Source organism: Stenotrophomonas humi, from assembly GCF_001431415.1.
GTDB lineage: Bacteria > Pseudomonadota > Gammaproteobacteria > Xanthomonadales > Xanthomonadaceae > Stenotrophomonas > Stenotrophomonas humi.
The window spans coordinates 25570-39915 of sequence record NZ_LDJI01000002.1; the positions used below are offsets into that span (position 1 = coordinate 25570).

At 65.0% G+C, this 14346-nt stretch carries 16 protein-coding genes; 8 read left to right on the forward strand and 8 right to left on the reverse strand.

The window, feature by feature from the left end; translation table 11 throughout:
• Positions 1 to 34: 34 nt before the first annotated feature.
• Both ABB26_RS00490 and ABB26_RS00495 read left to right on the forward strand, forming a co-directional pair.
• Positions 35 to 1744 carry a histidine kinase gene (locus ABB26_RS00490; RefSeq protein WP_057631609.1) on the forward strand — a complete coding sequence of 570 codons (1710 nt, stop codon included), beginning with the start codon at positions 35 to 37 and terminating at the stop codon, positions 1742 to 1744.
• Entirely contained in the window at positions 1732 to 2433 is a 702-nt protein-coding gene (locus tag ABB26_RS00495; RefSeq protein ID WP_057631610.1) for a LytR/AlgR family response regulator transcription factor, read from the forward strand. Before ABB26_RS00490 ends, ABB26_RS00495 begins: the two co-directional genes overlap by 13 nt.
• 308 nt (positions 2434 to 2741) lie before the next feature.
• On the opposite strand, the gene bla is transcribed toward ABB26_RS00495, so the two are convergent.
• The 8 genes from bla to cutA all read right to left on the reverse strand — a co-directional run bounded on the left by bla (position 2742) and on the right by cutA (position 9293).
• Positions 2742 to 3626 (reverse strand): subclass B3 metallo-beta-lactamase, encoded by an 885-nt coding sequence (bla, locus tag ABB26_RS00500; protein WP_057631611.1) that lies wholly within the window; start codon positions 3624 to 3626, stop codon positions 2742 to 2744.
• A 128-nt stretch (positions 3627 to 3754) separates the two neighbouring features.
• A complete protein-coding gene (locus ABB26_RS00505; RefSeq protein ID WP_057631612.1) occupies positions 3755 to 4120 on the reverse strand; it encodes a DUF1801 domain-containing protein in 366 nt (121 codons plus the stop codon).
• A gap of 125 nt (positions 4121 to 4245) precedes the next feature.
• On the reverse strand, positions 4246 to 4899 hold the full coding sequence (locus ABB26_RS00510; protein WP_057631613.1) for an FABP family protein: 654 nt from the start codon (positions 4897 to 4899) through the stop codon (positions 4246 to 4248).
• 568 nt (positions 4900 to 5467) lie between these two features.
• On the reverse strand, positions 5468 to 5749 hold the full coding sequence (locus ABB26_RS00515) for a DUF3247 family protein (RefSeq protein WP_057631614.1): 282 nt from the start codon (positions 5747 to 5749) through the stop codon (positions 5468 to 5470).
• A gap of 120 nt (positions 5750 to 5869) precedes the next feature.
• Positions 5870 to 5998, reverse strand: coding sequence for a hypothetical protein (locus ABB26_RS19500; RefSeq protein WP_275452805.1), 129 nt, complete (start codon positions 5996 to 5998; stop codon positions 5870 to 5872).
• On the reverse strand, positions 5995 to 6588 hold the full coding sequence (locus tag ABB26_RS00520; protein WP_057631615.1) for a TlpA family protein disulfide reductase: 594 nt from the start codon (positions 6586 to 6588) through the stop codon (positions 5995 to 5997). Before ABB26_RS00520 ends, ABB26_RS19500 begins: the two co-directional genes overlap by 4 nt.
• Before the next feature lies 1 nt (position 6589).
• Positions 6590 to 8956, reverse strand: coding sequence for a protein-disulfide reductase DsbD family protein (locus ABB26_RS00525; protein ID WP_057631616.1), 2367 nt, complete (start codon positions 8954 to 8956; stop codon positions 6590 to 6592).
• A 4-nt stretch (positions 8957 to 8960) separates the two neighbouring features.
• Entirely contained in the window at positions 8961 to 9293 is a 333-nt protein-coding gene (gene cutA, locus ABB26_RS00530) for a divalent-cation tolerance protein CutA (RefSeq protein ID WP_425477227.1), read from the reverse strand.
• 176 nt (positions 9294 to 9469) lie between these two features.
• Here cutA and ABB26_RS00535 point away from each other — a divergent pair, with 176 nt between their 5' ends.
• The 6 genes from ABB26_RS00535 to ABB26_RS00560 all read left to right on the forward strand — a co-directional run bounded on the left by ABB26_RS00535 (position 9470) and on the right by ABB26_RS00560 (position 14334).
• Entirely contained in the window at positions 9470 to 9877 is a 408-nt protein-coding gene (locus ABB26_RS00535) for a type IV pilin protein (protein ID WP_152982489.1), read from the forward strand.
• Complete coding sequence (locus ABB26_RS00540; RefSeq protein WP_057631619.1) at positions 9874 to 10374, forward strand: pilus assembly FimT family protein; 501 nt, start codon at positions 9874 to 9876, stop codon at positions 10372 to 10374. The genes ABB26_RS00535 and ABB26_RS00540 overlap by 4 nt, the downstream gene beginning before the upstream one ends.
• Positions 10358 to 10774 (forward strand): type IV pilus modification PilV family protein, encoded by a 417-nt coding sequence (locus ABB26_RS00545; RefSeq protein WP_152982490.1) that lies wholly within the window; start codon positions 10358 to 10360, stop codon positions 10772 to 10774. Before ABB26_RS00540 ends, ABB26_RS00545 begins: the two co-directional genes overlap by 17 nt.
• Positions 10771 to 11478, forward strand: coding sequence for a PilW family protein (locus ABB26_RS00550; RefSeq protein WP_057631621.1), 708 nt, complete (start codon positions 10771 to 10773; stop codon positions 11476 to 11478). The genes ABB26_RS00545 and ABB26_RS00550 overlap by 4 nt, the downstream gene beginning before the upstream one ends.
• A gap of 20 nt (positions 11479 to 11498) precedes the next feature.
• Complete coding sequence (locus ABB26_RS00555; protein ID WP_152982491.1) at positions 11499 to 13718, forward strand: autotransporter outer membrane beta-barrel domain-containing protein; 2220 nt, start codon at positions 11499 to 11501, stop codon at positions 13716 to 13718.
• A 328-nt stretch (positions 13719 to 14046) separates the two neighbouring features.
• The gene (locus tag ABB26_RS00560) at positions 14047 to 14334 is read left to right on the forward strand and encodes a co-chaperone GroES (RefSeq protein ID WP_057631623.1); all 288 of its coding nucleotides are present in this window, start codon (positions 14047 to 14049) and stop codon (positions 14332 to 14334) included.
• Positions 14335 to 14346: the final 12 nt, after the last annotated feature.

Here is a 14346-nt window from a genome sequence, read left to right on the forward strand (position 1 = left end):
TCCAGTGTCTCCACGCAGCCGATACGATAGGCACATGCCGATCCTGCGAACCTTGACCGTACTGACCGTGTTGCTTGCCGCCGTCGCTGCGTGGCTGGCCGTTTCGACGCCGGACATGACGGCGGTGCAGATGCTGGCCGGAGAGATGGCGCCTGCCCGGGTGGCCGCCAGCGGTGAGCTGCCGCAGCGCCCACCGGACGACGTGGACTGGCGTCCACTCGATCAGGGCACGCTCGCCGATTGGGCTGGTCCTTATTGGCTGCGCTTCCGATCAACCCCATCCGCATCGCGCAACGAATCCGGCCGGGCACTGCGGTTGTCGCTGCGTGGCGCCAGCCAGCTGCACTGGAACGGTCAGCCTTTGGCAGGCAACGGCACCGTCGGTCGCACCGCCGACGAGGAGCGGCCGGGCCGCATTGATATCGTCCGCGTGTTGCCGCCATCGCCTGCCGGCGGCAACGATGAACTGATCGTGCTCGCCTCCAGCCAGCGGCAATCACTCCGCTTGCACAGTGCCGATGTCGTCGCTGTGCTGGCACCGGCATCGCTGCTTTACGGTGATGTCATCCGGCCGTGGCTGATCGCCGCCTTCGCCATGGGCGCACTCGCAGCGGCGTGCCTGTACTTCCTGGCGGTGCAGCGTGGGCGCTTGCAAATGCCTGGTGCTTGGCTGCTGTTGGCGCTGTGCGTGGTTGGCCTGGCGCTGCCAATGGTGGAAGCGTGGCGCTCGCTGCTGGGCTACCCCTATCCATGGCACGGTCCGCGTCTGCTCCTGTTGCTGGGTCTGCATCTGGCAGCGGCGGCGTTGTTGCCGGCTTACCTCGCGCGACGCTTTGCGGTGAGCGTGCCGGCAGGCGCGCGCATCGCGTTTCTGCTGGCGCTGGTGGCCAGCGCAATTTTCCTGCCCGGCTTTGACACCCGCTCGGCGGCAGTGCTGCTGCTGAGCCTGTTGGCTTCGGCAGGGCTGCTGCTGCGTGCGCGGGATGCACAGGAGGAGCGTTGGCCGATCCTGGCGCTGGTGCTTGCCGGCGTGCTGGCGCTGCTGGTGGCACGCGGGGCCTTTCTTGATGGCCCGTACTTCCTGCTGCTGGCGGTGCTGATGGGCTTTTTGCTGCTGCGCCATGCGGCACAGCTGCGTGTGCTGGACCAGCACAACGCCCGGCTTCGCGAAGAACGTGCCCGGCTTTCGCTGCAGCTGCTGCAGCGAGGCATCCAGCCGCATTGGCTGATGAACACGCTGACCTGCCTGCAGGAATTGATCGAACAGGCGCCGCTGCGTGCCAGCCGCCTGGTGGAATCCTTGGCCGAGCAGTTCGACCGCCTGCGCGACAGCAGCAGCCGCCAGAGTGTTCCGCTGGAAGACGAACTGGCGTTGTGCCGCAGTCATCTCGACATCGTGGGCCTGGCGCTGGATCAACCCATGACGCTGGACGTCGATGCCGATGACCTGCGCCTGTCGCTGCCGCCCGGGATCCTGCATGCACAGGTGGAGAACGCGCTGACACATGCCGGTGCCGTCGCCTGCGCGCAGCGTCCGTTCCATCTGCGTGTACAACGCCAGGATGACCGCTGGATTCTGGAACTGCGCAGCGCTCGCGGGTCCGCGCCACACCGTGGGCGGGGCACGGGCACACGCTACATCGAAGCAAGTCTGGCGGCTGCGTTTCCCGAGGCCTGGCAGTTTGTCCAAGGCAGTGACGGCGCCGACTGGTGCGGCCGGATCGAGCTCACATGCGCATACTGATTGTTGAAGACGAACCGCTGGTGCGCCAGCGTCTGTTGCGCCTGTGCGCGGAACTGGTAGGTGCCCGTGCGCGCTTCGATGCGGTTGCGGACCTGGAAACCGCAGGCGACCGGCTTGAACGCAGCGTCTACGACGGCTTGTTGCTGGATCTGAACCTGGGCGGCGAGGACGGCTTTGAACTGCTGCGTCGCGCCGTGGCCGGACGTTACCACTGCGTCGTGGTCTCGGCCCATCGTGATCGTGCCCTGCAGGCCTTCGAACATGGCGTGCTGGACTTCGTTCCCAAGCCATTCTCGCGTGAGCGCCTGGGCCAGGCACTTGAGCGGCTGCTTGACGTGGGCCACTATCGCTCCGGTCGCGCCCGCTATCTGGGTATCTGGCGCGCCCAGGGCACTGCGCTGGTCGAGCTGGCGGACGTGATGTGGATTCGTGCGGATGGTGACTACAGCGAGTTGCGCATGCGCGACGGCCGCAGCGAACTGCACGACAAATCCCTCGCCGGCCTGAGCGGTGTGCTGCCGCCGGATTTCGTGCGCTGCCATCGTTCGTATCTGGTCAATCTGCGCCATGTCCGCAGCCTGCATGCCGGCTCGGGAAGCCGCTACTGGCTGGTCATGAACGACGGTGCGGAGCTGTCCGTGGGACGCGCGCATGTCACGGCGTTGCGCGGTGAGCTCGGGCTTGAGTGAGGCAGGCTGAATCTGCTTGGTCGCGGCTGCATGTTGCAACCGTGAAGCCCTTGAACCTCGTCAATCGCGGTGACGATGGTTCGATAGCCGGCGGTGCCTGCCACGGTTGCTCGATTTGTTCATCGCATCGGAGGGCATGGGCCCTGCTGCCGTCTGGCGGTGAGCGATACGCTGCGGTCGCAGCGTCGAGCTGTTCCGCATGATGGTCAAGTCCCGGCCAAAGACGTGGTCGGGAACGACGAGGGAGCCCTCTCACCGACAACCGGTTTGGCGGCATGCTGGTTGGCGACCACGATCGGCGTTCTGGTTCAAGGCGGTTCCGTGCCTTCTTCAGCCTCGGTGAGTGCGGCTTCAAAATTCAGCCTGGACGCTGCGACCAGGGTCGGTAGTACGGTGGAATCGACAAACGCATCCGCGTTGCCATTGCGGAGTCGCGCTTCGCGTTCGAGAACGCCTGCCACGCCGGGATGGCTGGTCAGAACGATATCCGCGTGCATTGTCGCGAGTTTCGCGAACGTCGCCCGGAAATCCTCGACGATTCCCGGGTAGGCGCGATTTCCAACCAGGGTGTTGCCGGCAACGGTGATGCTGCACAGGAACAGCACCTTTCGCATTGTGCCGCGATCATTCACCGTCATGCTCCAGCTGGTGCAGCCGCGCGTATGTCCCGGCGTGAGATGGGCCGTCAGTTCGGTTTCGCCAAGACGGATCACCTGGCCGTCGCTGACGATCCCGTCCACCTTGATCGGCGCAAAGGGTTGAACCCCGTAGTTGTTGTCGCCCTCATTGCGCCCATGCTCAAGCGCCCATTGATCGCCGGCGCTTGCCAGGAAACGTGCGCCGGTGTCCTGCTGGATCTGCGCCATCGCACCGACATGATCGGCATGCGCGTGGTCGCTGATCAGCAGTCTGACATCATGCAACGAGACGCCAAGGCGCTCGATGTTGCGTTCGATCTGGACGGCATTCCGCGCAAGCGTGGCATCCAGCAGAATCGCGCCCTGTTCCGAGGTGATGAGGTAGGCCGAGAGCCCCTTGGTGCCGACGTAATGGACGTTGCCGGCGATGCGGAACGGTGTGACCGGTTCCGACCACTCCGGTGGGTCCGCCGCCAGCATCGGTGACGCTGCCGCAGCGGTCGCGATCGCTGCAATGAGGCGCAGCCCCCAGTGAAATCTGCAATCTGACTTCATGCCTTCAATCCTGTCCTGAATGTGACGCGACAGTGAGCCAGGAAGCCATGGTGCACAAATGAAGAGATCTCGGCCGAGGCATCAGTTTTTGTAATGACGTGGCCGTCCCGCGATGTCGTCTGGACCCACTACTGACCTGGATTCCTTGCAGCTTCCAATGCCAGCGGCAGGTATCGGGAGACGTTCTTTTCCTCGATGTCCTGTGCCGAGCGCAGCTTGATATGCCGTCGGCCTTTTCCACTTCCTTCAAGGTATCCGTGGGGATCGATGATGCTGGCGCCATGGCTCAGCTCCAGCGAGACATGCTGCCTGTAGGCAAAGACGCCGCAGAACTGCACGCCAGAGCAGAAGAGGATGCCGCCGTACTTCACTTCCTCCGACACGGAGGGAATGAGTGTCTTTATCAGTTTGCGAACGGACGTGACGATCGCGTACTGCTCGTCGCCCAGCAGGCGGATGTCATCCAGAAGCGCTTCAACGGTCTTTGTCGTCATGACGGTGCATGTGTCCTGAAGGGGAGCGGCTCACGGCGCGCGCCTGAGCGGAGCATCTCTGCGCGCCTCGACCACAACGGCTCCCGGACCGGAGGCATTGCAGCCCGGTCCGGGAAATCGCGGCGTTATGCCGGCAACGCTTCCTGCGCAGCAGCCTGCGCGGTCGGGTTGAGCTGTGGCTCGCCGATCCTGGTCAACGTGTTGCGGTCGGTGTGACGGAATGGCTCGGTCCTGTCGGGGATGATCAGAATCGTTTCCTGCTCGTACGACCAGCTGCCATCGTCGTTGAGCGTGACGTGGATGTCGTAGCTCTCGGTGCGGAAAGCATGTTCGAGGAATGGGTTGGACAGGATGCCGTTGGTCTCGGAGCCGCGCACCGCACGCAGGTGGAAGGATTTCGCATCCGGTGCTGCCTTGCCTACTGCCATCGCGGTCTGGCCGCGCGGGATGGAGAGTGTCTGGATGATGGTGCAGGTCGCCGGCTCCCACAGCCAGTGGCCGACCTGGTCGTGGAAGGTTTCCACATCGTCGGGTTTGACGATGCGGGTGTGGTAACGCAGGCCGTAGAACAACTGCGGGCCATTGGTCTGTGCATCGATGGGATGCAGCTCGACGTGCTCGATATAGGCCTGGTGCTCGGCGCCATCGGCCTTGGGGTTGACGTCCATGCCGCGCTCGCCGCGCCAGATGCCGGCCAGGGCGGCCAGCGGGCCGAGGTTGGCCAGCGTGTTCGGGTCGGGCGTCGGCTCGGTGTAGATGTCTTCCGGAAAGTTCGTCATCGGGCATGGCTTGCGTTGGCAGATTGGCGCCTATGGTACGCATGCCTGCAAGCAAAGCCCCGAAGCCGCCGCGGCTGCGGCCATTCGCCGGTCATGGACCGGATCATCGCCGCGATGTTTCCAGATGGCCGTGCAGCTCAACAACGATGGAACCGTGCAGCGCTGGCCGAGCCGGGACAGGGAGCGGCCAGCGCTGGTTTTCTCCCGCACGATGCGTGTGACGGGGGCAGGGCAGCGGCGTCATTCTTCCTCTTCGTTCTCGCGGCCGGGGGCTTTCTTCTCGCGATCATGCTTTCCCGGTTGCTGTGGCTCCCGTTGAGGCGGGTCGGGATTCTGCGGGCCGGCCATCTGCGGGCCCGGGTTCTGTTCGCGTTGCCTGTTCATGAGGGTAGTCCGGTTATACGGCGGAGGCCGTCGCTGCAGCTTCGTGGTGGCCGCGTTGTCTGGCCGTCACGCCGCGTCATGATCGTTGCCACGTCCGTGAATGGAGGGCTGCGCGTTGCGTTCCTTTGCCAGGACCGCGATGTTGGTCGCCTGTCGGCATGCTTCGGCAGCGGCCGCGATCAATCTAGTGCGTGCCCAGACGGGTGAAGCTGTCGATCTCATCCAGCCAGACAAGGTGGAAACCACCATCCCCGGTATCGAGCCGGAGCTGGCCATTGGTGCCTTCATTCCCCTGCGCATCCAGGAATTGCTGCACGCTGGGACGCTCCGGCAGGGTGCCGACCAGCACGCTGCCGTCATGCATGTGAAGTTCCACACGCATCTCCGCATCGAGGCCACGTTGCAGTTCCTTCAGGCGATTGATCGTGGCCTGGTCCAGGTGGATGCGTGGTGCGGTTCTGGCCATGTCATCGCTCCGCTTGTCGTGTGTTCGACCGGGAATGAGGTTACGGCAGGGACTGCTAAATCCCCAGCAAGATCACCGGTGCTTTCATCACACGATGTTGAGTGGCGGGCAGGGCCTTGCTCAGGTAAGCGCTGCGCAGAGCAACCCGAAGCCGATGCAGGCAACGCCGATCAGGGTGAATGTCTGGATCACCCCGGCAATCATGTTGTTGCCCAGCAGGTAGTGCTTCCAGGTGAATTCGGGCGTCATCGTGCTACTTCGAGTGCATCGGCTGTCGCCACCCACGCTTCAATCTCGCCGGCTTTGAACGGCCCGAGCTTCTGCTTGACGATGCGTCCCTGTGCATCCACCAGCACGCTGTAAGGCAACAGCCCCTGCGTGTTGCCGAGCTTGACGCTGGCATCGGCCGGGCCGGGTGTTTCGATCACGATCGGGTAATACACCGGTACGTTGCCGAGGAAATCCAGCACCGCGTCCGGTGTGTCCAGTGCCAGGCCGACCACCTGCGGGCCGTTGTCGGCGTGCCGGGCGGCAAAGCGCGCCAGCTCCGGCATTTCTTCGATGCACGGTGCGCACCAGCTGGCCCACACGTTGATCAGCAACGGCTTGCCTTTGAAGCGGTCCGGGAACTGCACCGGCATGCCGTCCAGATCGGGCAGCGAGAACGTGGGCATCGGATCACCGGGGCCCACGTTGGTGACCTGCGCCACCGGGCGCGTCGGCGCAGAGGTGTCACTCATCGACGGCAGCGACGCTGGGGTGGGGCGGCTCAACCATGCACCGGCGGACAACCCTGCGGCTGCCGCGATGCCCACCACCCACCACAACGCGCTGCGCATCTCAGCGTGCCGCGCGCAGCAGCGCGTCTTCGACGAGGGTCTGGGTCAGCACGGTCGGCAGCACACGCGGCGGCGCGCCCGGGCCGTACACCACGTACAGCGGCACGCCGACCGCCTGATGCTGGTCGAGGAAGGCGCTGATCTGCGGATCGACGTTGGTCCAGTCACCACGCATGTACACCGCATCCACGCGCTTGAGGGTGTCGCGGAACGCATCGCGGTTGAGTACGCCGCGCTCGTTGGCCTTGCAGGTCACGCACCAGTCGGCGGTCATGTTGACGAACACCACGCGATTGTTGGCGCGCAGGCGGTCGAGCATTTCCGGTGAATAAGCCACCGTGCCTTCGCTCTTGCCGCTGGCAGAAGGGGCTTCCAATTGGGTCACGCCCCACACCGGTACCAGCGCCAGTATCGCGATCACCAAGCCCAGCACCATGCCGGTCTTTCGGCTGTGCCAGCGGCTGCGTTCAAACCACCACAGGCCCAGCGCCAGCAGGGCGACGCCGCCCAGCAGCAGCGCCATCGCGTCGACGCCGCGCTGTTTGCCCAGCACCCACAGCAGCCAGATGGCGGTGATGTACATCGGGAATGCCATCACCTGCTTGAAGGTTTCCATCCACGCGCCGGGCTTGGGCAGGCGCCGTGCCAATGCCGGCACGAAGCCGATCAGCAGGAACGGCAGTGCCAGGCCCAGGCCGAGGAACAGGAACACCAGGAAGGCCAGCAGCGGCGGCGCGGTGAACGCGTAGGCCAATGCCGGGCCCATGAACGGTGCGATGCACGGGCTGGCCACCACGCATGCCAGCACGCCGGTGAAGAAGTCGCCCATCGGTCCGTTGCGCCGTGCCAGCGACTGGCCGACGCCACCGAGGTTGCTGCCCAGCGTCAGTACGCCGCTCAGGCTCAGGCCGACCACGAACATCAGATAGATAAGTGCCGCGATGAACCACGGATGCTGCAGCTGGAAGCCCCAGCCTGCCGCCTGTCCGGCCGCACGCAGTGCCAGCACCAGGCCGCCGATCAGCGAGAAGGCAACCAGCACGCCGGCCGTGTACCACAGCGCATGGCGACGGGCGTGTTCGCGGCTCTCGCCGCTCTGCGCCACGCCCAGCACTTTCAGTGACAACACCGGCAACACGCACGGCATCAGGTTCAGGACCAGGCCGCCGGCCAGCGCCAGCAGCAAGGCCCAGAACAACGAGCCGTTGGTCTTTTCGGCGGAGGTACCCGGCGGCTGGCTGCGCTGGTTGTTCTCAGCCGATGCATCGGGTGCCGCTTGAGTGAGGTTGGGCGCGCCCGGATCCGGGCGTACCACCAGCGGTTGCGGTGCCGGCAGGTTGCTCGGATTGACCGCCGGCTGCACCGCTGCTTCACCCTTCTTGCCGCTGGGCAGCGGCGGGATCACCAACGGTGCGACGATGGCTTCGGCGCTGGGCGATACGTCGCCGGCCGGCAGCGACAGCTTCACCCGGCGTGTCATCGGCGGATAGCAGATGCCGTCGGTCTGGCAGCCCTGGAAGGTCGCCACCAGCGTGGCGGGGGTCGCTTCGGCGCGGTCACGGCGCAGCGGCACCGGGACTTCCACCTGGTCGAAATACACCACCACGTTGCCGAAGTGCTCATCGCGGTAGGGCTGCCCGGCCGGCCACTGCGGGCGGCCGGTGCGGATGCCGGCGGTACCCTCCAGTGCCAGCGAGGTGCGGTCGCGGTACAGGTAGTAACCCGGGGCTGGCGAGAAGCGCAGCAGCAGGCGGTTGCCATCGTCGACGATGGCTTCGAAGCCGAACGCCTTGTCCGGCGGCAGCGGCAGGTTCTGCACCGCGGCGGCACCGGTATTGGCGCCCGGCAGCTTGAGCCCGCCGCCGTTGGCCGCAGCCAACGGGTTGAACATCGGTGCGGCAGACGGTGACGGTGCCTGGGCGGCGGTATTGCCGGCACCGGGCAGCCTCACCTCGATGGTGCGCTTCTGCGGCGGGTAGCACACGCCTGCGTCGGCACAGCCCTGGTAGCGGACTTCCAGGCTGACCGTTTCCACGCCGGGCTCGGCGCTGCCGGGCAGGGTAGCGCGCAGTTGGCTGTGGTAGGTCTCCACGTCGCCAAAGAACTCGTCGTGTTTCTGCTCGCCCCGGGGAAACTGGATGGCGCCGGCGTTGAAGCCCGGGCCAGCCTTGACGCTGGTGCGATGGCGGTAGAGGTAGTAGCCGGGAGCGATCTCCCAGCGCAGCTCGATGCGGTCGCGGCTTGGCGCGATGGCCTGCAGGGCGAAGGCCTGGTCTACCGGGAGCAGGTCTTTTTCGCTGACGGCCCAGGCGGGCAGTGCACTCAACGAAAGCAGGCAAAGGGCGGTGAAACGTCGCAACAGCGTCATCGACTCAGGTTTCCTCCCGGGTCTGTGCCCGGATCCATTCCAGATACGCCGGCAGGCCGGCGCTGGGGGAGATCGCAATGATCTCCGGTAATTCGTAGGGATGTTCCTGCTGAATGGCGGTGGTGAGCGCCTCCAGCCGGTCGGCGCAGGTCTTGATCAGCAGCTGCACTTCCTGCGCCTGCTCGATCTGACCTTGCCAGCGGTACACAGACCGCATCGCCGGCAACAAGTTCACACAGGCTGCCAGGCGCTGCCCCACCAGCAGGTGGGCCAGCGCCTGCGCGCTGTCCAGATCAGGGCAGGTGCAGAAGACCAGTCTTACGTCCATCTGCGGGATTGTCGCAGATGCGAATGCGGCACTTTCAAGTGGAAGTATTGACAACGTTGTCATGAAATGTATATTGCCGCTCGTCACACTTTTTGTGAATGGTTTATTTGACGGGAGTGCTGGGCGCGACGCCCAGGGCTCGAAACACACGGGGACGAGGCCGCAGCGCCCGCAGGGAGGCCCTGATGGAACGACGCAGTATTCGTGGTTTCACGCTTATCGAGCTGATGATCGTGGTGGCCATCATTGCCATCCTCGCGGCGATCGCACTACCGGCATATGCCGATTACGCACTGCGCAGCAAGATCCGCGTGGCACAGAGTGACCTGCTTGCCTTGTCGAGCAATGTCGAGAATTTCCGCCAACGCACGCTCGGCTATCCGGCCAGCGACAGCGCTGCCAAGAAAGGCTGGAGCGCGGGGACCAAGGCCGGCAACTTCACCTACACCTATTCAGCAAGCAGTGGCGGTTATCAGCTCAAGGCCGTGGCCAGCGGTTCGATGGGCAAGGCCAGCGGCTGCACCCTGACCGTGGATGCGGGCAACACCCGTTCAGTCAGTGGCAATTGCGTCGGCGTGAGTGATTGGCCATGAGCCGGCGTGTTGCCGGATTTTCGCTCGTCGAATTGATGGTGACGCTGGCGGTGATGGCGGTCCTGGCTGCCGCCGGTACGCCGTTCGCGCGGGAATGGATTGACAGCAACCGTCAGATGCAGGCGCGCAACCTGATGTGGGAAGCGGTATCGCAGGCGCGCTCGCTGGCGCTGCGCAACCCGACGCAGGCCACCACGGGTGCGGTATCGGCGCGCCTGCAGCGCGATGATCGCGCCCTGCAGGTGCTGCGTGCCGATGGCACCGAGGTGCTGTGGCGCGGTGAACTGCCGCGCAATGTGCAGATCAAGCTGACCGGGGCGGCGGATTTCGCCGACGCCGATGCCTTGAGTGCGGCGGCGGATGATCTGGCCTGCGTGGCCTTCGGCAACCGCGGCCAGCGTCTGCCTGCGGCCAGTAGCTGCCTCAGCGGCGGCAGTCACCAGCGCCTGGCCATCGGCCTGAACAACCAGGATCCGCTTTATGTCGATCTGCTTTGATTCGCCCCGCCGCCAACGCGGCGACATGATGCTTGAGGCATTGGTTGCTGTGCTGATCACCAGCCTGATCGGCGCCGGCCTGGCGCATGTGGCAGCCAACATGATGAACAACCAACGCGACGCCAAGGTGGAAAACCTGGTGGTCGAACGTCTACGCGACAACCTGCACAGCAAGGGTGTGGGCCTGTGCAGCGGCAGCACGGTGGAGATCACGCTGCCCACCGGCAACAAGAACGCGAACATCAGCTGTGAGGCCGCATCGGCCAATGTGTCCATGGCCGGCGTCACCCGCACGGTTGTCGCGCCGCAACGGGTGGATCTGACCGTGTCGGCCGCTGATCTGGGCGGGCGCCGGGGCAGCAGTGAGGACCCTGACCTGCTGGTATCCACGCGGCAATGAACATGCACCGTCACCACCGCATTGTCCGTGCCCGTCGCCATCAAGCTGGGCAGACCCTGATCAGCATGATGGTCGGCGTGGTGATCTCACTGATCACCATTTCGGCAATGCTGGTGCTCTACAAGACCATGATCGAAGTATCCGCCAATGCCTCGCGTTCGGCCTTGCGTGATGGTCAGGTGTCGGCTGCATTGCTGGCCGCACAGATGGATCTGCAGTCTGCCGGCTTCGGTGTGCCTGCCGCTGATGCATTGAGCAGCAAGCTGGGCGTGCGTGATTCGGGCAAGGAAGTGGTGTGGCGTTACAAGGCGCAGCTGGCCGATGCCGGTTTTGTCTGCTCGGGGCTGCGTCTGGTCGACAACGAAGGCCTGTACCGTTTCACGCCGAAGGCGTGCAGCGATGTGGCCGCCGCCAACTGGGCTGCCAGCGAGCGCGAGCTGCTGGCCGGCAGTGCCGCGTTTTTCACGCCGGCACAGAAAGACGGCAGTGCTTACGCCAGCGGCGAAGGTGAAGTCGGTGCGATGAGCCTGGCGCCGGGCTACGTGTTCGCGCTCAAGGCCGAGCGCCAGTGCCTGCCCTTCATGCAGCAGGATTTCAGCACTTCGCCGATGGCATTGCCCGGGCAGCAACTGGTCATGCAGCAGGCCGATGGCGGCAGCCATCTGTTCCAGGCCTGCCTGCCCAATCTTGCGGTTTCAACCTGATGGAACGGGAGTGCACGCGCATGGACAGAAGTCGCTTTTCCCCGCCACGAAAGCAGCGTGGCATCAGCACCCTCCTGATCGTGCTGATGGTGGGCCTGGCGGTATCGGTCACCGTGGCCGCGACGATCTATTCCCTGCGTGGCACCCAGTCACAGCAGCTGACCACGCACTCGGCCACCGCAGCGCAGGCAGCGGCATGGCGCGGGGTCGAAGCGCTGCGCCTGTACCTGCTGCAGGTGGAAAAAACCGTGTGGCCGGGCTGGGTGGGCGACGATGCCAAGCAGGTATCGGGGTTGGGCGCACTGGGGGTGCGTTCGGCGGTGGTGAGCTCGGTGCGGACGGCAGGTGGCGGTCTGTATCAGGTGACCGCGCGCGTCACGGGCGAGGCCGGCGTGGGCTCGGCGCTGACCACCGCGACGGTGGAAGTGGTCTATGACGTCGCGCCCGGCAGTGGCACGCCAGGGACGCCGGAGGTCTGCCATTCGCTGCCCAACGCACCGATGGTGTTCAACGGCAACCTCAATTACAGCGGTGGCTCGCTGGAAGTGGTCAATCCCGTCGATTACGAGAACGTGGTGGTGGCCGGCGACCTGACCATCGGCGGTGGTTCCTCTGCGCGTATCTCCGGCTGTGTGAAGGGCAATGTGTCGCTCAGCGGTGGTGGCATCACCAACAACGGCCATCTCCACTCCGAAGGCAACATCACCATCAACGGCATGGGCAACCCCAGCGGCACCACGCTGTGGGGCAGGAATGTCACCATCGGCAACGGCGTCGGCGGCGGCAACTACACCGCGATCAAGGCTGGCGCCTACAGCGCCGTGGTGTACAGCGGCGGTCGCGCCATCGGTACGGCGGAGGTGGGCGGCAAGCTGGTCGCTGCCACGGTCACCGGCGGCATTCCGTGGACCAAGGGCAACGTGGTGCCTTTCAACACCGGCCGCGTGGTCATCACCTTGAACGACCAGAGTCGCTTTCTGCTGGACCTGAGCAAGGTGGCCATCGATGCCAACAGTGGCGCGGTGAGCGGCGCTGCGGTGTCCGCGCGTCTGCGTGACGACAAGGACAAGGGCCCGGACGATGCCAGCCTGCCGGATGCGTTGATCTTCACTTCGGTGTCGGTCGCTGGCGGCAACGCCGGCCTGTATACGTTGAGTGTCGGCCAGCTGTGGGGACAGAAAGTGTCCGTGCAGGGCTGGAGCGGCAGCTACAGCACATTGTGGGCGGGCGGTGACATCGACATGGTGTCCGGCACCATCGGCAACCTGGTGGGCGGCGGCAACATGACCGTCAGAGATGTGCGGGTGACCGGCAACGGCCGTCTGGCCGGCAGCCTCAACACGCCATTGGCCAATGTACTGAGCGCGCAGGCTGGCACCAGCCCCGGCCTGCCCGGCATTCCGTGGTGCGATGCGCGGGTCAAGTCGGTGGATGCCGAAAACTACAAGGGCATGGCCAACTATGTATTCGAGTCGGTCAACGGCTTGCCTCAGCTGACCATCCAGCAGGTCAAGCGTGCCGATGGCTCCTCCATCGACGGCGTGTACCCGTTGAGGAATCCCTCGGCCAGCCAGCTGCAGGTGCTGCAGGAACTGATGACCTGTACCAACGGCAACGCCCAGGGCTGCCTGGGCATGCGCCAGGGCAATGGCAGCTGGCTGCTGGACGGCGTGCGCAAGATGCCGGCGGGCGTGCTCTGGTTCGATGCGGCGGTGACCGTCAGCGGCACCACGGTGGACCTGCTCAACACCGTAGTGAACAAGGGCGGCGACGTGACGTTGGACAGCTCCGGTCATCGTGACCTGGTGGCGCCCAACTTTGCCGGTGCCAGCAAGGTCTGCGGCGGAGCGTTCTATCCGTCCAACCTGTGTGCCAGCCGTTCGGCGTTCGTGACCTGGGAAGGCACCGACAGCCAGGGCAAGCCTGTCACCTACACCGGCCTGCCGATCGGCAATACCGCGATCATCGCCGAGGAGGGCGCTGCGATGGCCGGTTGGACCATCCGCGGCAGCGTGCTGCTGGGCAAGCAGCTGGCGACCAGCGGTGCGGTCGTCACCATCCACGGCAGCCTCACCGTGGGCAGCAACCAGCGCGCGGACACCACCATCACGGCCGGCGGCATCTCGCTGGAAGTGCCCAACGGCAGTGGTCTGAACCTGCTGCCGGTGTGTGGCGGCGGCAGCAGTGGCATCCCCTCGGCCCCGGCGAGTGCGTCGGTGCTGTGGTCGCGTTATCTCTGAAATTTCATAAAAACAGTACTTCAGCCCGAGGCTGGGCGGCTCTCTCTGCATGGCGTATCCGGTTGTCCCGCCGGATGCGCCTTTTTTTGTCCGCGGTGCCGGCGCCGCGGAGGCCCTGCCGATAGCGCGCCCGCGAAAGCGTGACGCCACGCTGCCAAGGGGCGGCGCCGCAAGCATTTTCCCCCGGGCCCTTGAAAGCACCCTTGGGGGCCCCATTTCCTTTCCAAGCCCGTTCGACGGGCGTTTTTAGGCGCGGTACCCCCAGCTTCTGCCTGGCTGGGGGAAACTGCCGGAATTGCAGACCAATCAAATACTTAAGAGGTCCTTCATGAGCATCAAGCCGCTTCACGACCGCGTTGTAGTCAAGCCGATCGAAGCCGACGAAATCTCCGCCGGCGGCATCCTGATCCCGGATTCGGCCAAGGAAAAGTCGACCAAGGGCGAAGTCGTGGCCGTGGGCCCGGGCAAGCCGCTGGACAATGGTTCGGTGCGCGCGCCCTCGCTGAAGGTCGGTGACAAGGTCATCTACGGCCAGTACGCCGGTTCGTCCTACAAGGCCGAAGGCGTCGAGTACAAGGTGCTGCGCGAAGACGACGTCCTCGCCATCATCGGCTGATTGCCCTCTGGC